The organism is Corynebacterium belfantii (assembly GCF_041898185.1).
Lineage (GTDB): Bacteria > Actinomycetota > Actinomycetes > Mycobacteriales > Mycobacteriaceae > Corynebacterium > Corynebacterium belfantii.
This window is the reverse complement of the sequence record NZ_CP157823.1, coordinates 2,140,681-2,164,307: the sequence shown is the minus strand read 5'-3', so window position 1 is coordinate 2,164,307 and position 23,627 is coordinate 2,140,681. Positions and strand designations below refer to the sequence as shown.

The 23,627-nt window shown below is 54.1% G+C and carries 23 protein-coding genes, 1 tRNA gene and 2 pseudogenes; 17 read left to right on the top strand and 9 right to left on the bottom strand.

From position 1 onward, the window contains the following. Positions 1–53 precede the first annotated feature (53 nt). The 3 genes from nrdH to nrdE all read left to right on the top strand — a co-directional run bounded on the left by nrdH (position 54) and on the right by nrdE (position 3,015). Complete coding sequence (gene nrdH, locus ABMV07_RS10795; protein WP_088268086.1) at positions 54–287, top strand: glutaredoxin-like protein NrdH; 234 nt, start codon at positions 54–56, stop codon at positions 285–287. Positions 288–380: 93 nt separating this feature from the next. Further along, a complete protein-coding gene (nrdI, locus tag ABMV07_RS10790; RefSeq protein WP_010935389.1) occupies positions 381–806 on the top strand; it encodes a class Ib ribonucleoside-diphosphate reductase assembly flavoprotein NrdI in 426 nt (141 codons plus the stop codon). A gap of 61 nt (positions 807–867) precedes the next feature. Beyond that, the gene (nrdE, locus tag ABMV07_RS10785; protein ID WP_088268091.1) at positions 868–3,015 is read left to right on the top strand and encodes a class 1b ribonucleoside-diphosphate reductase subunit alpha; all 2,148 of its coding nucleotides are present in this window, start codon (positions 868–870) and stop codon (positions 3,013–3,015) included. A 50-nt stretch (positions 3,016–3,065) separates the two neighbouring features. On the opposite strand, the gene ABMV07_RS10780 is transcribed toward nrdE, so the two are convergent. Then, entirely contained in the window at positions 3,066–3,551 is a 486-nt protein-coding gene (locus ABMV07_RS10780) for a ferritin (protein WP_088268087.1), read from the bottom strand. Between the two features lie 310 nt (positions 3,552–3,861). Here ABMV07_RS10780 and nrdF point away from each other — a divergent pair, with 310 nt between their 5' ends. The 5 genes from nrdF to ABMV07_RS10755 all read left to right on the top strand — a co-directional run bounded on the left by nrdF (position 3,862) and on the right by ABMV07_RS10755 (position 10,413). Next, positions 3,862–4,848, top strand: a complete 987-nt coding sequence (gene nrdF / locus ABMV07_RS10775; RefSeq protein ID WP_197692110.1) for a class 1b ribonucleoside-diphosphate reductase subunit beta — start codon at positions 3,862–3,864, stop codon at positions 4,846–4,848. Positions 4,849–5,209: 361 nt separating this feature from the next. Then, on the top strand, positions 5,210–6,904 hold the full coding sequence (gene ctaD, locus ABMV07_RS10770; RefSeq protein WP_014318111.1) for a cytochrome c oxidase subunit I: 1,695 nt from the start codon (positions 5,210–5,212) through the stop codon (positions 6,902–6,904). Positions 6,905–7,009: 105 nt separating this feature from the next. Further along, positions 7,010–8,293, top strand: a complete 1,284-nt coding sequence (gene serB / locus ABMV07_RS10765) for a phosphoserine phosphatase SerB (protein ID WP_088268089.1) — start codon at positions 7,010–7,012, stop codon at positions 8,291–8,293. Next, entirely contained in the window at positions 8,286–8,993 is a 708-nt protein-coding gene (locus ABMV07_RS10760) for an aminoacyl-tRNA hydrolase (protein ID WP_088268090.1), read from the top strand. Before serB ends, ABMV07_RS10760 begins: the two co-directional genes overlap by 8 nt. Positions 8,994–9,063: 70 nt before the next feature. After that, a complete protein-coding gene (locus ABMV07_RS10755) occupies positions 9,064–10,413 on the top strand; it encodes an IS256-like element IS1132 family transposase (protein ID WP_374063848.1) in 1,350 nt (449 codons plus the stop codon). Here the strand turns inward: ABMV07_RS10755 and ABMV07_RS10750 are convergent. The 4 genes from ABMV07_RS10750 to ABMV07_RS10735 form a co-directional block, all read right to left on the bottom strand. Further along, the gene (locus ABMV07_RS10750; RefSeq protein ID WP_374064603.1) at positions 10,364–11,527 is read right to left on the bottom strand and encodes an HNH endonuclease signature motif containing protein; all 1,164 of its coding nucleotides are present in this window, start codon (positions 11,525–11,527) and stop codon (positions 10,364–10,366) included. The two genes, ABMV07_RS10755 and ABMV07_RS10750, sit on opposite strands and share 50 nt — an antisense overlap. 89 nt (positions 11,528–11,616) lie before the next feature. Next, positions 11,617–12,144: a GNAT family N-acetyltransferase gene (locus ABMV07_RS10745; RefSeq protein WP_088267839.1), complete on the bottom strand. Its 528-nt coding sequence runs from the start codon at positions 12,142–12,144 to the stop codon at positions 11,617–11,619. 1 nt (position 12,145) lies between these two features. Further along, positions 12,146–14,113, bottom strand: a complete 1,968-nt coding sequence (locus tag ABMV07_RS10740) for an ATP-dependent DNA helicase (protein ID WP_196977238.1) — start codon at positions 14,111–14,113, stop codon at positions 12,146–12,148. Positions 14,114–14,144: 31 nt separating this feature from the next. Next, positions 14,145–15,458 carry a nicotinate phosphoribosyltransferase gene (locus tag ABMV07_RS10735; protein ID WP_374064602.1) on the bottom strand — a complete coding sequence of 438 codons (1,314 nt, stop codon included), beginning with the start codon at positions 15,456–15,458 and terminating at the stop codon, positions 14,145–14,147. 61 nt (positions 15,459–15,519) lie between these two features. Between ABMV07_RS10735 and clpS the strand changes: the two genes are divergently transcribed. The 8 genes from clpS to rdgB are packed head-to-tail and all read left to right on the top strand — an operon-like array spanning position 15,520 to position 20,879. Beyond that, on the top strand, positions 15,520–15,861 hold the full coding sequence (gene clpS / locus ABMV07_RS10730; protein WP_014303776.1) for an ATP-dependent Clp protease adapter ClpS: 342 nt from the start codon (positions 15,520–15,522) through the stop codon (positions 15,859–15,861). A 16-nt stretch (positions 15,862–15,877) separates the two neighbouring features. Next, a complete protein-coding gene (locus ABMV07_RS10725) occupies positions 15,878–16,414 on the top strand; it encodes a DUF2017 domain-containing protein (RefSeq protein WP_088267843.1) in 537 nt (178 codons plus the stop codon). Further along, positions 16,414–17,346, top strand: coding sequence for a P1 family peptidase (locus ABMV07_RS10720; RefSeq protein ID WP_088267844.1), 933 nt, complete (start codon positions 16,414–16,416; stop codon positions 17,344–17,346). Before ABMV07_RS10725 ends, ABMV07_RS10720 begins: the two co-directional genes overlap by 1 nt. Continuing rightward, complete coding sequence (locus ABMV07_RS10715; protein WP_088267845.1) at positions 17,343–17,915, top strand: rhomboid family intramembrane serine protease; 573 nt, start codon at positions 17,343–17,345, stop codon at positions 17,913–17,915. The genes ABMV07_RS10720 and ABMV07_RS10715 overlap by 4 nt, the downstream gene beginning before the upstream one ends. Beyond that, positions 17,912–18,709 carry a glutamate racemase gene (gene murI / locus ABMV07_RS10710; RefSeq protein ID WP_196977236.1) on the top strand — a complete coding sequence of 266 codons (798 nt, stop codon included), beginning with the start codon at positions 17,912–17,914 and terminating at the stop codon, positions 18,707–18,709. Before ABMV07_RS10715 ends, murI begins: the two co-directional genes overlap by 4 nt. Positions 18,710–18,761: 52 nt before the next feature. Further along, the gene (locus ABMV07_RS10705; RefSeq protein ID WP_162841399.1) at positions 18,762–19,529 is read left to right on the top strand and encodes an MBL fold metallo-hydrolase; all 768 of its coding nucleotides are present in this window, start codon (positions 18,762–18,764) and stop codon (positions 19,527–19,529) included. 10 nt (positions 19,530–19,539) lie between these two features. Beyond that, a complete protein-coding gene (rph, locus tag ABMV07_RS10700) occupies positions 19,540–20,265 on the top strand; it encodes a ribonuclease PH (protein ID WP_196977234.1) in 726 nt (241 codons plus the stop codon). Continuing rightward, positions 20,262–20,879: an RdgB/HAM1 family non-canonical purine NTP pyrophosphatase gene (gene rdgB / locus ABMV07_RS10695; protein ID WP_088267849.1), complete on the top strand. Its 618-nt coding sequence runs from the start codon at positions 20,262–20,264 to the stop codon at positions 20,877–20,879. The genes rph and rdgB overlap by 4 nt, the downstream gene beginning before the upstream one ends. Before the next feature lie 37 nt (positions 20,880–20,916). Here rdgB and ABMV07_RS10690 read toward each other — a convergent pair whose 3' ends face one another. After that, positions 20,917–21,273: a DUF3817 domain-containing protein gene (locus tag ABMV07_RS10690; RefSeq protein ID WP_374064601.1), complete on the bottom strand. Its 357-nt coding sequence runs from the start codon at positions 21,271–21,273 to the stop codon at positions 20,917–20,919. Positions 21,274–21,300: 27 nt separating this feature from the next. Then, positions 21,301–21,672, bottom strand: coding sequence for a hypothetical protein (locus ABMV07_RS10685; RefSeq protein ID WP_088267851.1), 372 nt, complete (start codon positions 21,670–21,672; stop codon positions 21,301–21,303). A gap of 92 nt (positions 21,673–21,764) precedes the next feature. Between ABMV07_RS10685 and ABMV07_RS10680 the strand changes: the two genes are divergently transcribed. After that, positions 21,765–21,846 (top strand) — tRNA-Leu (locus ABMV07_RS10680). Positions 21,847–21,975: 129 nt separating this feature from the next. Here ABMV07_RS10680 and ABMV07_RS10675 read toward each other — a convergent pair. Next, positions 21,976–22,344 (bottom strand): annotated as a pseudogene (locus ABMV07_RS10675) (IS256 family transposase); the annotation flags it as partial. 34 nt (positions 22,345–22,378) lie between these two features. After that, positions 22,379–23,559 (bottom strand): annotated as a pseudogene (locus ABMV07_RS10670) (IS3 family transposase); the annotation flags it as partial. Between the last annotated feature and the right edge of the window lie 68 nt (positions 23,560–23,627).

The window sequence follows — 23,627 nt, the reverse complement described above, 5'->3', positions numbered from 1 at the left end:
GTATCGGTTCCTCGGTAATCTCATAATTTGTTAAGAAATAGGAAGTTTGCGCTATGTCTATCACCGTGTATACCAAGCCAGCTTGCGTCCAGTGCAACGCAACTAAAAAGGCTCTCGACCGAGCCGGATTGGACTACACCCTCGTAGACATCAGCGTGGATGATCAGGCACGTGACCACGTCATGGGACTGGGATACCTGCAGGCGCCTGTCGTTGAAGCAAACGGCGAACACTGGTCAGGCTTCCGTCCTGAGCGCATCAGCTCCTTGGCAGCACAGGTAGCGTAGCGCCACACACCACTTTGTGCCGCCACGGCAGCAACTGGGCTGTTCCGTCGGCGGCTTTCCTTATGTCTATATAAAGAAAGGGGTATCGGCGAAATGCTGGTTGTCTATTTCTCTTCGGCCACCGAAAACACCAAACGGTTTGTAGAGAAACTGGGATTTCCGTCCCAGCGCATCCCACTGACCAAGTCCGACGCCCCGTTGCGTATCGACGAGCCCTACGTGCTCGTGTGCCCAACGTACGGCGGGGGAGCGTCGATAAGCGGAAACAACACAAAGCCGGTACCTGTTCAGGTGATTAAATTTCTGAACAACGAACACAATCGCAGCTTTATCCGCGCGGTCATTTCAGGAGGAAACTCCAACTTTGGCCTCGACTTTGGCAAAGCTGGGGATGTGATTTCGCAGAAATGTTCGGTACCCTATGTGTATCGATTTGAGCTCATGGGCAACGACGAAGATGTCAGGCTAGTGCGCGACGGTCTGCGAGAAAACGCAGCAGCACTAGGCCTTGAAAAATAACTGAATAATTTTCCCCTATCCATCAAGCAATCTTGTAAGGATTTGTCTCGTGAATCAATCCATGGGAAGGCACGTTGCTGAGCCAGTTTCCCGCGCTGAGCAACTCGACTACCACGCACTGAATGCACTGTTGAACCTTTATGACGCAAACGGGCGAATCCAATTTGATAAAGACCGAGAAGCGGCCAACCAGTTCTTCCTGCAGCATGTCAATCAGAACACAGTGTTCTTCCACGACCTAGAAGAAAAGATCGAGTATCTCGTAGAAAACAACTACTACGAGCCAGAAGTGCTGGACAAGTACTCTTTTGCAGACATCAAAGACCTGTTCAAGCAGGCCTACGCACATAAGTTCCGCTTTAAGTCATTCTTGGGTGCCTACAAGTACTACACCTCCTATACGCTCAAAACCTTCGACGGTCGACGCTACCTCGAGCGCTTCGAAGATCGCGTGTGCATGGTGGCACTGACGCTTGCCGACGGTTCCATCGAACTGGCCCGTAACCTCGTTGACGAGATCATGACGGGACGTTTCCAGCCTGCAACACCGACCTTCCTTAACTCCGGTAAGGCACAGCGCGGCGAACCAGTATCGTGCTTCCTGTTGCGTATCGAAGACAACATGGAGTCGATCGGACGTTCCATTAACTCCGCATTGCAGCTGTCCAAGCGCGGCGGTGGCGTGGCGTTGCTGCTGAGCAACCTGCGTGAATCCGGTGCACCGATCAAGAAGATTGAGAACCAGTCTTCCGGTGTTATCCCTGTGATGAAGCTGCTCGAGGATTCCTTCTCCTACGCCAACCAGCTGGGCGCACGTCAAGGTGCAGGTGCGGTGTACCTGAATGCTCACCACCCAGACATCTTGAACTTCTTGGATACGAAGCGTGAAAATGCCGATGAGAAGATCCGCATTAAGACGCTGTCGCTGGGCATCGTGATCCCAGACATTACTTTTGAGCTGGCTAAGCGTAACGAAGACATGTATCTGTTTAGCCCCTATGACGTCGAGCGCGTCTACGGTAAGCCATTTGCAGATATCTCTGTCACCGAACTCTATGCCGACATGGTCGAAGATCCCCGTATCCGCAAGACCAAGATCAACGCCCGCGCGTTCTTCCAAACCATCGCCGAGATCCAGTTCGAGTCTGGCTACCCGTATATCATGTTCGAAGACACTGTTAACCGCGCCAACCCCATCGAAGGCCGGATTAACATGTCTAACCTGTGCTCGGAGATCTTGCAGGTCAACTCGCCATCAGTTCTTAACGCCGACCTAACCTATGAGCATGTTGGTGAAGACATCTCGTGCAACCTTGGCTCCATGAACATCGCTATGGCCATGGATTCCAACGACTTTGCTAAGACCGTGGAAACCGCGATTCGTGGGTTGACCGCGGTGTCCGAGCAGACCTCCATCGATTCCGTGCCATCCATTAAGAAGGGCAACGATGCAGCTCATGCCATCGGCCTTGGGCAGATGAACCTGCACGGCTACTTGGGTCGTGAGCATATCTTCTACGGATCAGAAGAAGGCTTGGACTTTACCAACGCCTACTTCGCCGCCGTGTTGTATCAGTGCCTGCGCGCTTCTCGCAAGATTGCTGCGGAACGCGGCCAGCGTTTTGAAGGCTTTGAAACTTCCGACTATGCCGATGGCAGCTACTTTGATCGTTTCGATCCAGCTGACTTTGCTCCGAAGACCGCAAAGGTTCAAGAGCTATTTGAGAACTCCACCATTGTTGTGCCTACCGCAGAAGACTGGGAAGAACTCAAGCAGTTGGTCATGAAGGACGGCTTGTTCAACCGCTACCTCCAGGCTGTGCCTCCGACGGGTTCGATCTCGTACATCAACAACTCCACCTCGTCGATTCACCCGATCGCCTCTCGTATCGAGATCCGTAAGGAAGGCAAGATCGGTCGCGTGTACTACCCAGCACCGCACATGGATAACGACAACTTAGAGTACTACCAAGATGCCTATGAGATCGGCTTTGAAAAGGTCATTGATACCTATGCAGTAGCCACCAAGTATGTTGACCAAGGTTTGTCATTGACGCTGTTCTTCAAGGACAACGTGACAACCCGTGACATCAACCGCGCGCAGATCTACGCATGGCGTAAAGGAATTAAGTCCCTGTACTACATTCGACTCCGCCAAGTTGCCCTTGAGGGTACCGAGGTCGAGGGTTGTGTATCCTGCATGCTATAAAAAATCCCCCGCGAGGGGGATTTTTTATAGAAGTTAGCTGGGGGAGGGGATTAACGATCTCCCAACTCGGCATCCATGCGAAGCAGTCCGGTGCCGGTATCTGCCATGCGCAGACGATCGAGGATTTCCTTCACTGTTGCTTCCTCTTCAATCTGCTCTTGCAAGAAGCTATCGATCAATGGGCGAGAATCGTGATCCTTCACGGACATGGAAAGATCTGCGAGTTCGCGGATCATGCCAGTAATCTTTTGCTCGTGAGCGAGGGATGCCTCGAAAGCTTCGATAGCGGTAGCAGCATCGAGCTTTGGAGGTGCGATGTCGCCAATCTGTGGGCGGTAGTCGCGATCCAAGAGGTGCTTGGAAAATGCTGCTGCGTGATCGAGCTCTTCCTTGTGCTGCTTCTTCATCCAGCTGCTCATTCCGGTAAGGGAAAGGTCATCCAAGATGTAGGAGAGCTGGAGGTAAACCATGGAGGCTTCCAACTCGGCGGTAATTTGGTCGTTTAGTGCTGCTGCCAGCTTATCGTTGATGCTCATGCCACTAATGTTAAAAGTCCGCTAAGGAACTGTCAGCTTAAGATAGCCCAGCATAACTAGGGTTTTTGTATTTGGGTTCCCTTGCTTAACTAAAAATTTTTCAGCTCGAATAATTGCTTTGCGTTTGTCTAAGTGAGCTGGTTGAGTGGCTAGATGTGGTGAGATATGCCACGTTAGCCCGCAAATGAAAACCAGTCACCAATAAATATAGCCAAACCAAACCATCGACCATGAAGTGTGTTGAAAGTCACATTTTGGGTTGGTGGTGTAAGCTCAAAAAGACTTGCCAAAAAGGAGTGTGTAACAACCTGTGACTACGTACGACGCATACTTTGAATCTCATCCCAAGCCGGTGTCGGCTATCAACTGGAACTCGATTCCTGATGAAAAGGACCTCGAGGTGTGGGATCGGTTGACCGGTAACTTCTGGCTGCCGGAAAAAATCCCAGTGTCTAACGATATTAAGAGCTGGAAGACGCTCAATGATCTGGAAAAGCAGACCACCATGCGTGTGTTCACCGGTCTTACCCTTCTGGATACGATCCAGGGCACCGTCGGTGCAGTGTCGATGCTTCCCGACGCAGTCTCCCTACATGAGGAGGCCGTGTACACGAACATTGCGTTCATGGAAAGCGTTCACGCAAAGAGCTATTCCAATATCTTTATGACTCTTGCGTCCACACCAGAAATTAACGACGCCTTCCGCTGGTCTGAGGAAAACGAAAACCTGCAGAAGAAAGCGAAGATCATTCTCTCTTACTATGAGGGCAATGATTCGCTGAAGCGCAAGGTTGCATCCACCTTGTTGGAGTCTTTCCTGTTCTACTCCGGCTTCTACCTTCCTATGTATTGGTCGAGCCATGCCAAGCTCACCAATACCGCGGACATTATTCGCTTGATTATTCGCGATGAAGCGGTCCATGGCTATTACATTGGCTATAAGTTCCAGCAGGCGCTGCGTAAGGAAACTCCGGAGCGCCAGGCGGAACTGAAGGGGTACACTTTCGACTTGCTTTACGATCTCTATGACAACGAGATTCAGTACACCGAAGACTTGTATGACGATCTTGGCTGGACCGAAGACGTCAAGCGCTTCCTGCGGTATAACGCAAACAAGGCGTTGAACAACTTGGGTTATGAGGCGCTGTTCCCGGCGGACGAGTGCCGTGTTTCGCCGGCAATTCTTTCTGCGCTGTCGCCGAACGCTGATGAGAATCACGACTTCTTCTCGGGGTCCGGTTCTTCCTATGTGATCGGCAAGGCTGAGAACACCACGGACGACGACTGGGATTTCTAATTTCATACAAACCGCTGTGCAACTAATTTAGTTGTGCAGCGGTTTTCTTTGTTCAACCTTTAGGTTGATCGCGGGTGGGGGTGAAATCAGGGTCACATTGTCAGCCCTAAAAAATTGACTTTTCGCCCAAAAAATGTGGCGATAGTCACCCAATAATCAACATCGAGGGGGAAACTCCAGCACAAAGGCGTTACGACGCCTCCCTGACTGCTGGATCACAGTTTGCAATGTTAATGGTGTGAAACATCGTTCTAGGGTAGTGGCTGGATTAGTGTCATAGCCTGCCATAAGATGCCACAGTGTAAATCTGGTCACCTCATACCCGCCGTGGTATGGGGTACCCACAAGTCAGGAGGATCGTATGACCGCTGTGGCGCCGAGGCTCGAAAATTATGCCGAGCCAACAAGGCCCGCACCAACCGGTGGTGCCCGCAAGGGAACGCTGGCGTGGAAGATGCTGACCACAACTGACCACAAACTACTGGGCATGATGTACATCGTCATGTCCTTCGTGTGGTTCTTCGTTGGTGGTTTGATGGCTCTGCTTATTCGTGCCGAGCTCTTCAGCCCAGGACTTCAGTTCCTGTCTAACGAGCAGTTCAACCAGCTGTTCACCCTTCACGGAACCATCATGCTGCTGGCCTTTGGTACGCCAGTCGTGTGGGGTTTTTCTAACTATGTTCTGCCATTGCAGATCGGCGCACCTGACGTGGCATTCCCACGTTTGAACGCTTTTGGTTTCTGGATTACCCAGATCGGCGTCGTTGCAATGCTAGCAGGCTTCCTCACTCCAGGTGGTGCAGCAGACTTCGGCTGGACGATGTACCTGCCTTTGGCTGATTCCATCCACTCCCCAGGTGTGGGCGGAGACTTCTGGATCATCGGCGTGGGTGCAACTGGTGTAGGTACCATTGCTTCCGCCGTGAACATGATCACCACCATCCTGTGCATGCGTGCACCAGGTATGACTATGTTCCGTATGCCGATCTTCTGCTGGAACATCTTCGTTGCTTCCGTCATCGTTCTTCTGATCTTCCCACTGCTCACCGCAGCAGCTTTAGGCGTTATGTACGACCGCAAGCTCGGTGGACACATCTACGATCCAGGTAACGGCGGTGCCATCCTGTGGCAGCACCTCTTCTGGTTCTTCGGCCACCCAGAGGTGTACGTCCTCGCACTGCCATTCTTCGGTATCGTTTCCGAAGTCATCCCAGTGTTCGCACGTAAGCCAATGTTCGGCTACATCGGCCTGGTTTTTGCAACCTTGTCCATTGGTATGCTTTCGATGGCTGTGTGGGCACACCACATGTTCGTTACCGGCGCAATCTTGTTGCCATTCTTCTCCTTCATGACGTTCCTCATCTCGGTTCCAACCGGTGTGAAGTTCTTCAACTGGTTGGGCACCATGTGGCGCGGTCACATCTCTTGGGAAACCCCAATGACCTGGACCATGGGCTTCTTGGTGACGTTCCTCTTCGGTGGTCTGACCGGTATTATGCTGGCATCCCCACCACTGGACTTCCACATCTCTGACACCTACTTCGTGGTTGCACACTTCCACTACACCCTCTTCGGTACTGTGGTATTCGCTTCCTACGCTGGTGTGTACTTCTGGTTCCCCAAGATGACCGGCCGTATGTTGGATGAGCGTCTGGGCAAGATCCACTTCTGGATCACCTTCGTTGGCTTCCACGGCACCTTCTTGGTTCAGCACTGGGTTGGCAACGAGGGCATGCCACGTCGTTACGCTGACTACCTCGAGTCTGATGGATTCACCACCTTGAACCAGATTTCTACCGTGTTCTCCTTCTTGCTTGGTGTCTCGGTTATCCCATTCATCTGGAACGTGTTCAAGTCCTACCGCTACGGTGAGATCGTTACTGTCGACGACCCATGGGGTTACGGCAACTCCTTGGAGTGGGCTACCTCTTGCCCTCCTCCACGCCACAACTTCACATCGCTGCCACGTATCCGTTCCGAGCGTCCTGCCTTCGAGCTGCACTACCCACACATGGTGGAGCGCATGCGCCGCGAGGCTCACATTGGACACCACTGAGCCAGTGAACAAGCGATAATCTGATCGCTTTCTGACTTTGAACGAGGATCTAGGTTTTCCTAGGTCCTCGTTTTGTGTTACCTAGTACAGGGGTGTTAATGGGATATGAGTCACAAATCATGCAACAATAGCGAGGTGACTCTTCCAATAACTTCAGTGCCATTGCGTCAAGACCTCACCCCAGTTGTTATTACCGTGACTGGAGCTGACCGCCACGGTGTTACCGCTGCAACTTTCCGTGTTCTTTCCGCGAACAATGTGCAGATTTTGGACGTGGAACAATCAAAATTCCGTGGATTTTTGAGTATTGCCGTTTATGCCGGAATCAAAGCCTCGATGATTGATTCTGTTGAACAGGGGCTTCGCGACACGTTGAGTGTGCACGGTCAGTCTGTTTCTCTTTCGGTGGAGTCTCGTACTGAGGTTTCGCGCCCTCGTTCGACCCACGTTGTGGTGATCTTGGGTAATCCTGTGGGTGCTGAGGACATTTGGAAGATCGGTCAGACTATGGCTGATTTTGGTGCCAACATTGATGCCATTCGAGGGATTTCGGATTACCCTGTTACCGGTCTTGAGTTGCGCGTGACTGTGGCGGATTCTGCCCCTGGTGCGGCAGAGCCGTTGCGGAAGGCGCTGGCTGCGTTGACAACCGAGTTGGGCGTTGACATCGTGATCGAACGCGCTGGTTTGCAGCGCCGCTCGAAGCGGTTGGTGTGTTTTGATTGCGATTCCACGTTGATCACTGGCGAGGTCATTGAGATGTTGGCCGCGCATGCTGGTAGGGAGGAAGAAGTCGCGGCGGTCACCGAGCGTGCGATGCGCGGCGAGCTTGATTTCGAGGAATCTCTGCGTGAGCGTGTGAAAGCGTTGGCCGGGTTGGACGCTTCTGTTATCGACGAGGTTGCTCGCGATATTGTGCTTACTCCTGGTGCGCGTACCACGATTCGCATCTTGAAGCGCTTGGGCTATAAGACGGCTGTGGTTTCGGGTGGATTTATCCAAGTTTTGGAAGATCTTGCTCAGGACTTGGATCTTGATTATGTTCGGGCAAATACCTTGGAAATCGAGGACGGCAAGCTGACGGGCCGCGTGATCGGTAAGGTGGTGGATCGTGCGGCTAAGGCAGAGTTCCTGCGTGAATTTGCTGGGGATTCTGGGCTTCGGATGTATCAGACTGTTGCTGTTGGCGATGGTGCGAATGATATTGACATGATTTCGGCTGCGGGCATGGGCATTGCGTTTAATGCGAAACCAGCATTGCGAGAAATCGCCGACACCTCGGTTAATACTCCTTTCCTTGATGAGGTCCTGTATATGTTGGGCATCACGCGCGAAGAAATCGATGCTGATGGGGACTCTCGTCGCGTTCCTTTGGAAGCACATGAGTAATTTACGTATTGCTTATGAGCGTTTACGGTCGATGTCACGGAGGGAAGGAAACCCTACTGTGCAAGCGATGCAGATTGCTCTGCATCTTCCGAAGAATGATCCTCCTGCGCGTTCCGAGATTTTGCAGGCTGCAGCTCAAGCGGTTGTTGCTTGCTGTTTGAGTGAGGAATCGGTGACGGATGAGTGGTATGGCAACCGATTGCAGCAGTGGTATGACCATCGGATTCGTAAGGTGGCGCGCCGTGGTAGGAACGCTGCTTGGGAACGCGTGACGGCGCTCCCCGGTGTTTCTTCGGTTTCTGGTTCCGCGGAGGCTCGTGCTTTTGTGCCGGGGCCTGTGGATTCGGTGGATCCGTTGTTGAAGAAACTGCAGATTTCTCATACCGATGTTCCTTTTGATTCGCCTGCCGATCCCACTGAGGGCCCGGTGCTGTATGTGGATCGTGGTTTGGGCATGTCTGTAGGCAAAACGGCAGCCCAAGTTGGGCATGGGTCGATGCTTCTTGCCGCAGCGCAACCTTTTGAGTGGGTTGAGCGTTGGGCAGACCAGAGCTACCGCCTGAGCGTGCGGGAAGTTGAGTCTGATGTGTTCCGTAAAGCAGCAGAGCGGCCGGGTGCTGTTCATGTGATTGATGCGGGTTTTACAGAAGTTGCTCCTAGCTCATTGACGGTTGTTGCGTTACCTATGCCGCTTTTTTGATTTTCTTTTCTCTGGAGGGTGTCAGGTGTTTTGTGTGTGAGGCTCTGATCCAGAAGGAGTTTCACTGATAATGACTACCGTGTCACCGAGGAAAGGTCATGACCCGAACAGGGTCAACGAGATCAGCGCTAAGCTGATGGAAAATCCGGAAATCGCCGAACTGATCGGCGAGTTGTCGACTTCCACCGATGATGCCAGCGACCTGGTCAAAGGTCTTTTGCAGGCATCGATCAACGCTGGTCTGCAGGCTGAAATGGACGCGCATCTAGGATACGCGCACTCTGATCGTACGGCGAAAGCCCAGCTGGGCACCCCGGATGGTGGCAATCACCGCAACGGGTCGTACACCAAAACCGTCAACTCTGGCTACGGCACCTTTGATGTGACTATGCCCCGGGATCGAGCTGGCACGTTTACGCCGCGGATGCTGCCTAAAGGCACCCGCCGTCTGACGGAGCTTGATGACATGATCATCTCCCTGTACGCCGGTGGGATGACCGTGCGCGATATTTGCCACCACCTCGCCACCACCCTCGGGGTGGATATGAGCCCAGATACGATCAGCACCATTACCGACGCGGTGTTAGAAGAGGTCATGATCTGGCAAAACCGCCAGCTCGACGAGTTCTACCCAGTGATCTTCCTCGACGCGCTGCGAGTGAAGATCCGCGATGGCCACCGCGTGGTCAACAAGTCTTGCTACATGGCGGTAGGCGTCGACATGGACGGCATCAAGCACATCCTGGGATTGTGGATCGCAGACAATGAAGGCGCCAGTTTTTGGGCATCCGTGTGCGCTGACCTTGCCAACCGTGGGGTCCAAGACGTGTTCATCGTCTGCTGCGACGGGCTCAAAGGCCTGCCGGAAGCCGTGGAGGCAACCTGGCCGAATTCCATGGTGCAGACCTGTATCGTGCACCTGATCCGGGCGGCCAACAGGTGGGTGTCCTACCAAGACCGCAAACCCGTATCAAGTGCGCTACGGGAGGTCTACACCGCACCGACCGAGGACACCGCCCGCGCCGCCCTGGACGCATTCGAGGCCAGTGAACTGGGCCGTAAATACCCGCAATCGGTCAAAGTCTGGCGCGACGCCTGGGACCGGTTTGTGCCATTTTTGCAGTTCCCGCCTGCGGCACGGCGGGTACTCTACACCACGAATTCGATCGAATCGCTGAATGCTGAGCTGCGGAAAGCCACCCGCAACCGCGGCCAGTTCCCGAACGATACCGCGGCGCTGAAAACGCTGTGGCTGATGATCTGCAACATCGAGGACAAGCGCGCTGCCCAGCGAGCGAAGAAAGCGAAGCGCGCCATCGAATGCAACGGCTATATTGAAGGAGCGAAAGCCACCGGGTGGAAACAAGCCATCAACCAACTAGCCGTGGCTTACCCCGACCGATTCGCGGACTACTTGTAAACCAAGCCCCCCGCACACAAACAATCGGACACTCTCTTTCTCTGCGTTGCCTAAACGTTTGCCCCGCTAGCACCCCTTCCGGTGTGGTGACCACCGTACGATCACCGATCTGCCACGACACCACACCACCGGCACCAATCTCACAATCGACCCGACGAGACGTTTTCACATTGTGATGATGCCGACATAAACACTGAGCATTGACAGCACCGGTAACTCCACCGAGATCATATTCTTCAACATGGTCAATATCGCACCACTGCGCCGGCACCCCACAACCAGGGAAACGACACACCCCATCACGGCCTTGAATAAACCTGCGCATTGCTTCTGTAAACCGGTAACCGGTCGACACAGCCACATCAGCGTCACCGAGCACACGAACAACAGGATGCTCAGGCACCTGAGGCAGGGCCGTTCCCTGTGGGGTGCAGGTAATCCCCGTGCCGGTGTCGTAGAGGTTGATCACCACACTGGTTTTGTCTTCTAGGAGAAGTTGTAGGGCTGTAGAGTCGTCGCAACTATGGGTCTTTTTGATGCTGCGTAGGGTGGTGTCGAGTAGTTCTGCGACACCGGCGTGGATAAGGGCGTCGATGCCTGCGAGCCCGTGTCCGGCGTCATAGATGTAGACGTATTGTTCTGGTTTTCGAGTGTTGTCGAGGTGGTAGCCGAGGTGGGTGATGGTTTTGCGTAGGAATCGGGTAATAGCTCTGGCGGTGGGGATGGTTTGTGCTGGTTGGGTGGGTGTGAGCCAGCGTGTCAGGTGGGTGTCGATGGTGTCAAAGTAGGTGGTAGGTAGTGCGGAGATGATTCTGGTGATGCTGATTAGTCGGGTGTCGTCGAGGTGCCAGAGTTGTTGGTAGAGGGTGTGGAGTTGTGGGAGTTGGGTGAGGTAGTAGATGGCGTCGAGGTGGTCGCAGACGTAGCGTTGGGTTTTGCCGATACGGGTGGCGATGTCTGCGGTGTAGGTGTCAACGTCGTCGTTGTCATTGGGTTGTAGGCTGTGCCAGCGGTAGTAGTCGAATTGGATGCGTAGTCGTTCAGCACGGCAGAGTGGGTCGTTCATGTCGCAGTGACTGTAGAACGGTTGTGTGGTCTCCCCTGTGATGTTCATGATGTTTAGCCCCCTGGTTGTTCATGTTGGTTGCGAGTGTATCGCAAGGCCTTGACATCCGAAAGAACATTCGAACGGATGGGGGTAGCTTAAGAAGTGATGGAGTATATTGCTAAATCATAGATGGAACCGCGATGAAGTTCGGCTTTATGTGCGATACCTTCGAAAGTTGCTCCAGCGCGCTCAGTGGCACGTCTTGAGGCAACATTTGAAGTACGTATTTTAATTTCGACGCGGTGAAATCCGACTGACAACGCGTAGTTGCTAACAAGCTGTACGGCTTTGGGCATGATGCCTAAGCCACGAGCATGGGGGTGAAGTGAATAACCAATATCGACACAAATGGGGGACTGCACGCGCAGCTCAATAGTGCCTAGATAGGTGCTGGGCTTATCCGCAGCCGCGATTGCCCATCGAATAACGGAATCGGTGGGAACTGAACTAGCAGAAATGAACTCTAGGGCGTTTTCCGCAGTAAAAGGGGAGGGGATTGTTGTGAAATCACGCATAGCTGGATCTTGGGCCAGCTCAACTAAACGAGGCGCGTCTTCGATCTGGAGTTTTCGCAAGATAAGCGACTTATTACTCAGAATGGGAAGATCGTGTGTCGGCCACATTTTAGTTTTTCACCAATCGTTTCAAAGCACCTTGGACTACAGAAGAATCTGTTGTGCGCCAAAAAGCAGGCAGAGAGGACAAGAAGAAAGAACCGTAACGCTTCTTTACAATGCGGGTGTCCAAAATTGCGACGACTCCGCGGTCAGTGACGTGGCGCAGCAAACGGCCAGCACCTTGTGCCATGAGCAATGCCGCATGCGTGGCAGCAACTTCCATGAAACCGTTACGGCCATCGGCATCAGCTGCTTCCTTTCGGGCTTGCAACAGCGGATCATCAGGGCGTGGAAATGGAATTCTGTCGATAATCACCAAGGAACACGATTTACCAGGAACATCTACTCCCTGCCAGAGGCTCAATGTACCGAACAAACAGGTGTTTTCCTGTTTGGAAAACTGCGATACCAAGGCCCCCGTGGAGTCATCGCCTTGGCACAGGACGTCGAAAGGCAAGCGCTTGCGCATCTCTTCGGTAGCTTGAACAGCTGCGCGTTTAGAAGAAAACAATCCCAAAGTGCGCCCGCCCGCGGCCATAATCAGATTGTAGATTTCGTCGAGTGTTTCCGGAGACAGCCCATCACGCCCTGGATCGGGGAGATGGCGCGCTGTGTACAGAATGCCCGACTTTGCTGGATCAAAAGGCGTACCGGCATCGAGGGAATCCCATGTTCCTTTAGACAAACCCCAGCTAGCAGCCATGGCATTGAAATTACCGCCGATGGTCAACGTAGCCGAGGCCAAGACCACAGTGTTTTCGCCGAAAAGGCGCGTATGCAGCAAACCGGCGACCGACAGTGGAGCGACTTTGAGCATGACGCCTCGACGCTCATCGTGGATGACCCACACTACGTCATCGTGCGTGCTGGGATCTTCGGCTTCGAATACCTCCAAGATACGGACGACGGAATCATGCTGGTCGTTCAGGTGATTAGACAGGGACATGCGTTCGGCATGCCGTTCTGGATCGTTTGCGGCCTCGCCGTCGGGAGCGTGGCTAACTTGATCGCGCAGGGACCACAAAGCGTCGCGAAGGGATACCAGCTGGGACCGCAACGAATCAGGAAGATCAGTAATGCGACCAGACTCAATGGTCAACATCTCGTCTTCCCACTCTTTAGCGATGTCAACAACTTTTTCGTCTTTACCATTAGCACCGAGTTTGCCGGCGCGTCGTGCAGACATCGACAACGCCGTCACACCGATTTCGTTGGTTGCCACTGCTGTGATTCGGCCGTCGAGCTCATGAGCCTCATCCACGATCACAACATCATGCTCAGGCAATACGTTGACCTCGGACAAAGCATCAATCGCCAGCAATGCGTGGTTGGTGACAATAACATCGACCTCATGCGCCTTTTTGCGGGCTCGTTCCGCAAAACAATCTTCACCATGAGGGCAACGCGAAGCACCAATACATTCTTGAGCAGAAACACTGACTTGGCGCCACGCCAAATCAGGAACACCCGGTTCGAGGCTATCGCGATCACCGGTTTCGGTGTCATTGGCCCATTCGTGGATACGAGCAACGTGCTTTCCCAACCACGAGATGTCTTCTTCACTAATCAGAGCATCTTCTGGGCCTTCAGCTGCTGCAATTTTGTTCATGCAAAGATAGTTCGCACGGCCCTTCATAATGGCAAAGGTCGGGCGACGCTCCAACAAAGGCTCCAAAGCGTCCGCCAGACGTGGCAGATCGCGGTCAACGAGCTGGCGTTGCAAGGCAATCGTTGCTGTAGAAACAACGACTGTGGTGTTGGTGGCTTGCGCATGCCGAATTGCCGGAACCAGATAGGCAAGCGACTTGCCCGTGCCGGTCCCAGCTTGAACAGCCAAGTGGCGTTCCGTTTCCAAAGCGTTGGTCACCGCGTTGGCCATCGAAACTTGGCCTTTACGCGTAGAACCTCCCAATGCAGCAACAGCTGCACTGAGAAGTTCGTCAGTGGAAACTACCAATGGGGAAACGGAACTCATGCCGAATATGGTACGGCGTGGTAGCTAAAAGTTACTGATCGAATCCCACATGGCGAGTTGCCAAGACTGGTTCGTCGCGGCTTAAAGCCAATCCTTCCCAAGGGATGGTGACGAGTTGTTGCGCTAAGTAAGCACGGGATTCTTCCAAAGTAGGAAGTCCTTCAACAACCACACCATCGCGCATGAGTGGGATGGTGAGCTCTACCGATGTGAGAGTGCCAACCTGGGGGACTGGATGTTCGTAAGGGAACACGAGTTCTTCCACAGCGGTTCCGGACGCACGGTGAGTACGGGCTGCACGCTTGGCGCCACCGAGCATTCCTTTGCCACGGGAGCGTTTAGAAACAGGGTTGCCATCGACTTCCACCAGTTTGTACACCATGCCAGCAGTAGGAGCGCCGGAACCAGTAACAACAGATGTGCCAACACCAAAAACATCGACCGGATTGCCGCGAAGACCAGCGATTGAATATTCATCAAGATCGGAGGACACCACAATTTGAGTGTTATGAGCACCAAGATTATCCAACTCTTGACGGACCTTTCGGGTCATTACGCCAAGATCGCCGGAGTCGATTCGTACTGCGCCGAGCTCGGGGCCAGCCACCTCGATTGCATTGTGCACACCTTGAGCAATGTCATAGGTGTCGATGAGCAACGTAGTTCCAGTGCCCTGGGCTTTTATCTGAGACTCGAAAGCACTCTTCTCATTAGGTGTGCCATCCTCGTTAACATGCAAAAGCGTCCACGCGTGGGCTGCCGTTCCAGAACCCGGAATGCCATACCGGTGCACGGCTTCCAAATTGGAAGTAGCGCTAAAACCTGCCAGATAGGCTGCACGGGTTGCAGTAACAGCTGCGTATTCGTGGGTTCGACGAGAGCCCATCTCGATGATGGTACGGCCATCGGCGGCGGTGACCATGCGAGCTGCCGCAGTTGCCACGGCAGAGTCTGCATTCATGATGGACAAGATGACAGTTTCGAGGATCACGCATTCGGCGAAGGTGCCACGAACAGTCAAAATGGGGGAATGCGGGAAGTACAGTTCGCCCTCGCGGTAGCCGTCGATATGCCCTGCGAAGCGATAGTTACGCAGGTATTCGAGGGTGGCGTCGTTGAGGAATGTCAGGCTGGCAAGCTGAGCTTCGGTGAAACAAAAGTTTTGAATAGCTTCGAGTACACGGGGCGTACCTGCGACAACGCCATAGCGTCGCTCGTTAGGAAGACGTCGACCGAAGACCTCGAAGGTGCATTGGCGCTCTGCGGTGCCGTCGGCAAGCGCTGACTGCAACATGGTCAGCTCATACATGTCGGTGAGAAGCGCAGTCGATTGATTATGAGTCACGACTCACAGCTTAGCCCCCGAAACAACGTGACGGTGGCAATACCTACTAGGCTGGTGAACTATGTATGGTGCGACGAATGACGTGAATGCCCCTGACGTGGTGCTTTCTTCACCCATGGCCACTCCCTCTCTTGATGAGGAAATGGCCGTCGAAGTGGCATCCAGTGAGAATCTGCCGTGGATGTGCATCGTGTGGGACGACCCAGTCAACCTGATGAGCTACGTCACCTATGTGTTCCAAACAATTCTCGGATACAGCAAGAAGAGAGCCACAGAGCTGATGATGCAAGTGCATACCGAAGGCAAAGCTGTAGTTTCTTCTGGTGAGCGAGACAAAGTAGAAGCCGACGTGAAAAAGCTGCACACAGCAGGTCTTTGGGCCACAATGCAGCAAGGCGGCTAGGAAAGGACAAACCGGCGTGGAAGCCTGGAAAAAGAAAAAAGGCCTGTTCAAGGGGGCTCGGTATCAATGTACGCTCGAGCCAATTGAGAGGGAAGTGCTGGGAAACCTAGCGGCCAACGTATCGGAAGTTCTTATTTCGCGAGCACAGTCGGCACCCAAAGACGAACTGGCAGAGTTAACCGGCATGGGTGGTGGGCATACTGAGGCACCGGAAGACCCAGGTCTTGCGCGGCTGCTACCAGATTTTGAGATGCAAGGCGATGAAGAATTCGACGGTGATAATTCGTTGCTGCGAAGTCTTCACGAAAACGACATCACGCGCGCCAAACTAAGTAATCTGCAAGCAATTGGCCAAGCGTTGGGGCCGGACGGCAGTGTGTTCGTCACCGTCAGCGAGGAAGAAGCCCAAGCGTGGGTGGGTGGCCTCAACGACATTCGCCTTTACCTAGCTTCGAGCGAGGTTCAGGATACGGAAGATCGTGACGCACTCGTCGAGTGGCTCGCTTTTGCTCAAGAATCCCTGCTCACAGCAATGATGGGTTCGCTAGATTAATGGGCGGGCTTATCGACGTCCCCGGCGTGCTCGTCGGTCATCGTAGCCTAGGGGATACAGGCTGCACTGTGGTCGTAACACCTGAGTCTGCAATCGGTGCAGTAGATGTTCGTGGTGGCGGACCAGGTACGAGAGAAACAGATCTCCTAGAGCCCCACAACACAGTGCAGCGAGTCCATGCCGTGGTGTTATCAGGTGGATCAGCGTTTGGTCTTGCAACCGTGGATGGTGTGATGCGCACACTCGACTCCCGTGGCATTGGGTTCCCAGTGCCAGGCGGGGTAAGCGTGCCCATCGTGCCAGGGGCTGTGATCTTCGATTTACTAGTAGGGGATCCGTACCACCGGCCAACGGCTGCCGATGGTGAAGAAGCAGTCCGCGATGCTTTCGATGGCGGATCAGCTGCTGCAGTGGGGTCGGTAGGGGCCGGCTGTGCTGCCACCGCGGGCGTGCTCAGGGGCGGATTCGGGCAGGCGTCGCAACGCGTGGGTGACTATGTGGTCGCAGCGGGCGTGGTGGCAAACCCTGTGGGATCCGTGGTGGATCCGCGCAGCGGTCGCCTGTGGGCTGATCCGGACGTGCGCGTGGACTGTGAAAAATTTTCGCAGCTCAAAGGGCTAGAAACTAAGCTCAATACGACCATTGGTGTGATCGCTACCGACGCGCCGGTAACAAAAGCGCAAGCACAGCGGCTGGCGATGGTCGGCCACGACGGAATCGCGGTTGCCATCCGGCCAGCGCACTCTCCACTCGATGGGGATACGCTGTTTGCTATTTCGATGGGTGACGGCGCAGGTGTGGACGTCGATACGCTGGCGCAACTATCGCGCGCAGCGGCGGAAGTGGTAGCTCAAGCAATCGTGTCCGCTGTAGTCAACGCAACATCGGCATACGGGCTGACAGCATTATCGGAAATCGCGGTGGCTGAATGAAAACAGGCGTGCTTGCAGCCCTTGGCTACGTAATAGCAATCTGGGCCGTTCACATCATCAATATCGTGTTCTTTGGCGGCTACCTAGCACAAATACTTGGAATCCATCCGCTAGATATTCCCAGCGTATGGCACATTTTCACCTCGCCTTTTATTCATGGCAGCCAAGCCCACCTCATGGCAAACACAGTCCCCGGCGCGATTTTCGCGTTCCTCGTCGGTCTATCCGGTAAGCGGGCGTTTTGGGAGGTTGCGTTCATCGTCGCTGTGGTCGGCGGCTTAGGCACGTGGATTTTCGGCGGGATCGGTACAAGCCATATTGGTGCATCGGGAATGATTTATGGCTGGCTGGCGTATCTTGTGGTGCGAGGGATTTTTAATCGCAGTCTTGCACAGGCGGCGCTTGGCGTGATCCTAGCGTTTATGTACGGCGGCTTGGTATGGGGCGTGCTGCCGCTGGAGCCTGGGGTGTCGTGGCAGGCGCACCTGTTTGGGGCTGTTGGTGGAGTAGTGGCGGGTGCTGCTATTTCGTCGGATGATCCGAAACCGCGTAGGAAGGAATTGCAGTGAATAACGCACCGATTGGGATTTTCGATTCAGGTGTCGGGGGGCTGACCGTAGCGCGGGTGATTATGAAGCAGCTGCCCAACGAGTCGGTGATTTATATCGGAGATACCGCCAACAGTCCGTATGGGCCAAAGCCTATCGCCCAAGTTCGGGAGTTGTCGCTGGCTATCGGTGAGGAATTAGTGCGTCGTGGCTGCAAGATGATCGTGATTGCGTGCAACACGGCGACGTCGGCGGCATTGCGGGATCTTCGGGAGCGTTTCGACGTCCCCGTCTTAGGTGTGATCCTTCCCGCAGTGCGCAGGGCCGTCTCAACAACTCGCAACGGAAAAATCGGTGTGATTGGTACGGAAGGCACCATTAAGTCGGGGGCGTATCAAGAACTATTTGCGGCGAGCCCCTCGGTTGAGGTGCATGCACAGGCGTGCCCAAGTTTTGTCAGCTTTGTGGAACGTGGCATAACGTCAGGCCGGCAGATCTTGGGGGTTGCGCAAGGATATGTGGAACCTCTGCAAGCCGCAGGCGTGGATACTTTGGTGCTCGGGTGCACCCATTACCCGTTGCTTACGGGTGTGATTCAGCTGGCGATGGGCGATCACGTCATGTTGGTATCGTCGGCAGAAGAAACCGCGAAGGACGTTCTTAAAACGTTGAGTATGACAGACATGCTGGCCAGCGAGGATTCCACACCAGTTCGCACATTTGAATCGACTGGGGATCCGGTGCTGTTCGCACAGTTGGCGGAGCGGTTCTTGGGGCCGCATGTGACGCACGTGGAAAAATTCGCGGGTCTGTAATGTGCGTTCCTTGTGTTCACTTTTTACACCAAAGCGTGGCAATGTTAGCAGCATGAAGCTGATCATTCTCGGAAGCTCTGGAAGCGTAGGTGCGCCAGACAATCCTTCCTCCGGCTACCTTATCCAGTTCGAGAATTCCCCGAGCATTGCGATGGACTTTGGCCACGGTGTGATGGGTGAACTCCAACGGATTCAAGATCCTAACGACGCCCACGTGGTGTTCTCACACATGCACGCCGATCACTGCATGGATTTCCCTGCACTGATGGTGTGGCGACGATTCCACCCCACCCAACCCGCGCCGGGTCGAAACCTCTGCGGTGGCCCGAAGGATGCACCAGTGGTGTTGGGTCGTCTGAGCAGTAATTCCATTGACAAAGTGGATGACATGTCGGATACGTTCGCGTTTGTTCCATGGGAGCCCGGCAAAGAGGAGATCTTTGGTGCAGTGACCATCACCCCATGGCCGACGATCCACCCGATTGATTCCTATGCGCTGCGCCTAAAAGAAACCCGCACGGGGAAAGTCATCGCATATTCCGGTGACGCCGCCTATGCGGAGAATCTGATTGATTGTGCACGCGACGCCGACCTGTTCTTGTGCGAGGCCACATGGGGTGCCACCAGCGAAGGTAAGGCCCCGAACATGCATATGAGTGGTGCAGAAGCTGGCCGTCTCGCGCGGTTGGCGGGTGCGAAGAAACTCATGCTGGTGCACATCCCACCATGGAGTGATACCAATGAGGCACTTGCTGCGGCGCGGGCAGAATTTGACGGCGAGGTTCTCGTCGGCGAGCGCGGTCTGGAGCTGACAGTGTAGCGTAAACCGCATGACTGATTTTTCTCGTGCAGACGGCCGCGCCGTCGACCAGATGCGTACTGTTAAAATCACCCGCGGTTTTACTTCAAACCCAGCCGGCAGTGTTCTCGTTGAATTCGGCAACACTCGCGTGATGTGTACCGCCTCCGTTGAATTCGGTGTTCCTCGCTTCAAGCGTGACTCCGGCGAAGGCTGGCTCACCGCCGAATACGCCATGCTGCCTGCTGCCACCGCTGAACGCAATGCTCGCGAGTCCATGCGCGGCAAGGTGAAGGGCCGCACCCATGAGATTTCTCGTCTGATTGGGCGCTCGCTGCGTGCCGCTGTTGACCTTGGCGAGCTTGGTGAAAACACAATCAACATCGACTGCGACGTTCTGCAGGCCGACGGTGGCACCCGCACCGCTTCGATCACCGGCGCATACGTGGCCCTTGCCGACGCCATCGCAGTGCTCAAAGAACAAGGCGTAGTCCCTGGTAATCCTCTTAAGGCACCAGTAGCTGCGGTGTCTGTCGGTGTGATCGATGGCCAAGTGTGTCTCGACTTGCCCTATGAGGAAGATTCCCGCGCGGATGTGGACATGAACGTGATTATGCAGGGCGATCGCTTTGTGGAAATCCAGGGCACCGGCGAGCACAACACCTTTGATCGTGATGAGCTTGCCGTCATCTTGGACTTCGCACAGAAGGGCTGCCAAGAACTGTTCGCCGCACAGAAGGCAGCCCTAGAACAGTGAAAGTACTCGTAGCCTCGAACAACGCCAAGAAGCTCGGTGAGCTGCGCACCATCTTGGAAAACGCAGGTCTGAGCAGCGTCGAGGTAGTGCCGCTTTCGGCAATCGACGCCTACGACGAGCCCGTGGAAGACGGTCGCACCTTCGCCGACAACGCCCTAATCAAAGCACGTGCGGGTGCACACCACAGTGGGCTTATCACGATTGCCGACGACTCTGGGTTCGCCGTCGAAGAGCTCAACGGAATGCCGGGGGTACTCTCCGCCCGCTGGTCCGGACAACACGGCAACGACGCAGCCAACAACGAGCTGGTGCTGGCACAGATGAAACATGTATCAGAGGAGCGTCGACACGCGGCGTTTGTGTCCGTCTGCGCGCTCGTGACTCCCGACGGCGACGAACACATCGTAGAAGGCCGCTGGGAAGGCCGCATGCTCACCGCACCCCGCGGCGCTAACGGTTTCGGCTACGACCCACTGTTCGTGCCCGCTGAAGAAGACGCAGCCGGCACAGGACGCACCTCTGCGGAAATGAGTCCGGCGGAAAAGAACGCCATCTCACACCGCGGCAAAGCTCTCCAACAACTCGTACCCATCATCGCGGGATACAACGCATAAAAAATGTGCTGAGGAGTTGAATTCCTCAGCACATTTTTTAATTGCGATCCAACTGGAACGTCCCAGTCACATCCTTACGAAGCCAGTGCTCAACAAAGAAGGACAAGAACGGCACCACACCACCAAGAGCTGTGACTAGCCACTTCACCGGCGACCAGCGTGCCTTGGTGCCCAAGTTCAACGACGTGATCAGGTAAACGATGTAGAACAAACCGTGAACCTGGGCAATGTACTTCGCCCACTCAGGGATCTCCATCTGCAAACCGTACTGGCAGACCATGCGGACAACCAGCACGAGGAGCATCACACCGGTTGCCCATGCGGCGATCGAAAAGTACCGCAAAGCTTGGGCTACACGACGCTTACGCTCAGGGTGAATGGTTGGGGTAGACATGAGAAAAGAAAACTCCTTTATTGTTTCCTATTGTTTCCGGCGTTCAGGCTGATTCAAACGATTGAATTCCTCCACAGTGAGTTCCCTACGCTGAGGGAGGAAAGACTCATCGATTTCCGTAGGCGATTCGCTATCTTTCGGCCCGAAAAGCTCATCGTCACCCAACAAACGCTGGTTCTCATACTCCACAAACTTGCGGTACGCGTAGACGAAAAAGCCACCGAAAAACGGCCACTGGATGGCATAGCCCAAATTCTGGAACGTGCCTGTGCCAGACTGGAACCGGGTCCACTGCCACCACGCCAAGCCGAACGTGCAGGCCACCAAGACCGCTAAGAACAAAACATGCCAGAAGCGGATCTTAAAACGGCGAGGTTGTTGGTCAGGGCTAGTACTCACAACCACTAACCCTACCGCGAACCGCCGGAAAAGCCACGAGGGGGAGGATTTGCGCTAAGCATTCCAGAACGTATATTGTTTGTCCCAGCAACGCGCCCGTGGCGGAATTGGCAGACGCGCTGGATTTAGGTTCCAGTGTCTTAGGACGTGAGAGTTCAAGTCTCTCCGGGCGCACTAACAAAGAAACCACCGATGAGTGAACTGCTCCCCATTAGTTGGACTGAGAAATCAGTTACCTACTAGTGGGGAGCAGTTGTATGGCTTAAGGGGCAAAAGTGTGTCTGGTTCGGCGTGTCGCTTGGGTTAGATTTGGCCTTTTTGGATGCCGATTGAGTGGGTGTAGTTGGTGTCGATAGCGTTGTCGTAGAGGGCTGGTCGTCCTGTTTCGTGGTCGGCTTGGTTCTCGTTGTGGGTCAGAGGTTGTACTTTGGCGAGTTGGTCCTGGCCCCAGTTGGATTGCTTGGCGATTTCTACGGGATCGTCAGGCAGTTCTGTTTTTAGGTAAAGCCACCACTCCAGCATTCGGCGTTGGTGCTCTCCGCGTCTGCCGCGGTGAGCGCGTGCTAGTAGTTTCAGTTGGGAGTTGATTCCGCCTTCCAGGCTGTTGGTGGTGGCTTTGATTCGGTCAGTATCAACGATTTCTGCGGGCGGGTTGAGGTAGACAAAACGGGCGTGACCCCTGAAAAGTAGACAGGGTGAGTGGCAGTTATGCTGCCTTGGTCAGTGTAATAGATTGGGCTTCAAAGACATCGGGCGATATCTGTCCGCACCAAAAGTGCCGGCGCTGTGTGTTGTATCTGATGCACCACCGAAATACCTCCTGCCGGCATTGCAGCGGATTGGCGAAGACTTTCCTATTACGCAGGACTTCTGTTTTCATCGTGGAATTAAATGACTCTGCTAACGCATTATCTGCACTGGTACCGATAGCACCCATGGACTGGATTACGCCAAGTTCCTGGCATCGTGTGCTAAACGCTGCTGATGTGTACACGCTGCCATGATCTGAATGAAAGATGGCACCATCAAGCCCACCACGGGCTGTATTGGTATGGTCTAGAGCCTCAATTACGAGGCTGCTTCGCATATGGTCTGCGATCGCAAAACCGGTAAGTTTGCGCGAGTACAGGTCAATAACCGTGGCCAGATACATAGTAGAGCTGTTCCTACAGGGCAAATAGGTAAATATCACCGACATACACTTGGTTTGGTGCTTGCGCATGAAACCGTCGTTTCACTAGGTCCTCAAACACCGGAGTTGATGTGCTGCGCTAGGTAGTCACGCACCGGCGGCGTTTGCTAAATCCACGTAGTTTCATGTTTTTCATGATCCGGGCAACCTTTTTATGATTGACCCGCGCAAAGCGCTCATCGTCGTTGCGTCAAGCAGTGATGCGTTGTGCGCCATACAGTTCGTCTTCTTCAGCAAAGACTGCGGCAATACGGGCTCTAAGTACACCGTCTGCGCAGATACGTGATGTGTGGCGGGCTTGTGTGGCTTTCCATGTATAAAACGATGAACGTGTGAGCTTTAAAACGGTGCGCATCCGCTTGACCGAGTACTCGGTCTTGTGGTCCTCGACAAACTGGAAGCCGATCATCAGTGTGTCTCTTCGGCAAAATATTTCGTAGCCTTACGCACAATTATCTCGTTGTTCGCGCAGCTTTGCGTTTTCTTTTTCCAATGCACGTATACGTTTTGCGTCGGAGGTTGCTTCTGCTTGGGCTTTAGTCTCGATCATGCGGGTCCTCTTACCAGTGCCGAGTTCTTATCTTCCACTGATGTCATGAAGCACGGTTGACCCCCAGTTCGGCGGCGGCAGCAGCCAGAGACAAGTTCTCATTGTTTTCATAGAGAGCAACGGCGTTACGCTTGAATTGCTCAGATTAGAACTTAGACATAGTAGGTAGAATATCTTTTCTCCTAGCCTGAACGGCCGAGAATGTAGATGTCT

Excerpts from the sequence above, each read along its gene's own strand:
- nrdH (WP_088268086.1), top strand. The coding sequence starts at position 54 with ATGTCTATCACCGTGTATACCAAGCCAGCTTGCGTCCAGTGCAACGCA.
- nrdI (WP_010935389.1), top strand. The coding sequence starts at position 381 with ATGCTGGTTGTCTATTTCTCTTCGGCCACCGAAAACACCAAACGGTTT.
- nrdE (WP_088268091.1), top strand. The coding sequence starts at position 868 with ATGGGAAGGCACGTTGCTGAGCCAGTTTCCCGCGCTGAGCAACTCGAC.
- ABMV07_RS10780 (WP_088268087.1), bottom strand. The coding sequence starts at position 3,551 with ATGAGCATCAACGATAAGCTGGCAGCAGCACTAAACGACCAAATTACC.
- ctaD (WP_014318111.1), top strand. The coding sequence starts at position 5,210 with ATGACCGCTGTGGCGCCGAGGCTCGAAAATTATGCCGAGCCAACAAGG.
- serB (WP_088268089.1), top strand. The coding sequence starts at position 7,010 with ATGAGTCACAAATCATGCAACAATAGCGAGGTGACTCTTCCAATAACT.
- ABMV07_RS10760 (WP_088268090.1), top strand. The coding sequence starts at position 8,286 with ATGAGTAATTTACGTATTGCTTATGAGCGTTTACGGTCGATGTCACGG.
- ABMV07_RS10755 (WP_374063848.1), top strand. The coding sequence starts at position 9,064 with ATGACTACCGTGTCACCGAGGAAAGGTCATGACCCGAACAGGGTCAAC.
- ABMV07_RS10750 (WP_374064603.1), bottom strand. The coding sequence starts at position 11,527 with ATGAACATCACAGGGGAGACCACACAACCGTTCTACAGTCACTGCGAC.
- ABMV07_RS10745 (WP_088267839.1), bottom strand. The coding sequence starts at position 12,144 with ATGTGGCCGACACACGATCTTCCCATTCTGAGTAATAAGTCGCTTATC.
- ABMV07_RS10740 (WP_196977238.1), bottom strand. The coding sequence starts at position 14,113 with ATGAGTTCCGTTTCCCCATTGGTAGTTTCCACTGACGAACTTCTCAGT.
- clpS (WP_014303776.1), top strand. The coding sequence starts at position 15,520 with ATGTATGGTGCGACGAATGACGTGAATGCCCCTGACGTGGTGCTTTCT.
- ABMV07_RS10720 (WP_088267844.1), top strand. The coding sequence starts at position 16,414 with ATGGGCGGGCTTATCGACGTCCCCGGCGTGCTCGTCGGTCATCGTAGC.
- ABMV07_RS10715 (WP_088267845.1), top strand. The coding sequence starts at position 17,343 with ATGAAAACAGGCGTGCTTGCAGCCCTTGGCTACGTAATAGCAATCTGG.
- ABMV07_RS10705 (WP_162841399.1), top strand. The coding sequence starts at position 18,762 with ATGAAGCTGATCATTCTCGGAAGCTCTGGAAGCGTAGGTGCGCCAGAC.
- rph (WP_196977234.1), top strand. The coding sequence starts at position 19,540 with ATGACTGATTTTTCTCGTGCAGACGGCCGCGCCGTCGACCAGATGCGT.
- ABMV07_RS10690 (WP_374064601.1), bottom strand. The coding sequence starts at position 21,273 with ATGTCTACCCCAACCATTCACCCTGAGCGTAAGCGTCGTGTAGCCCAA.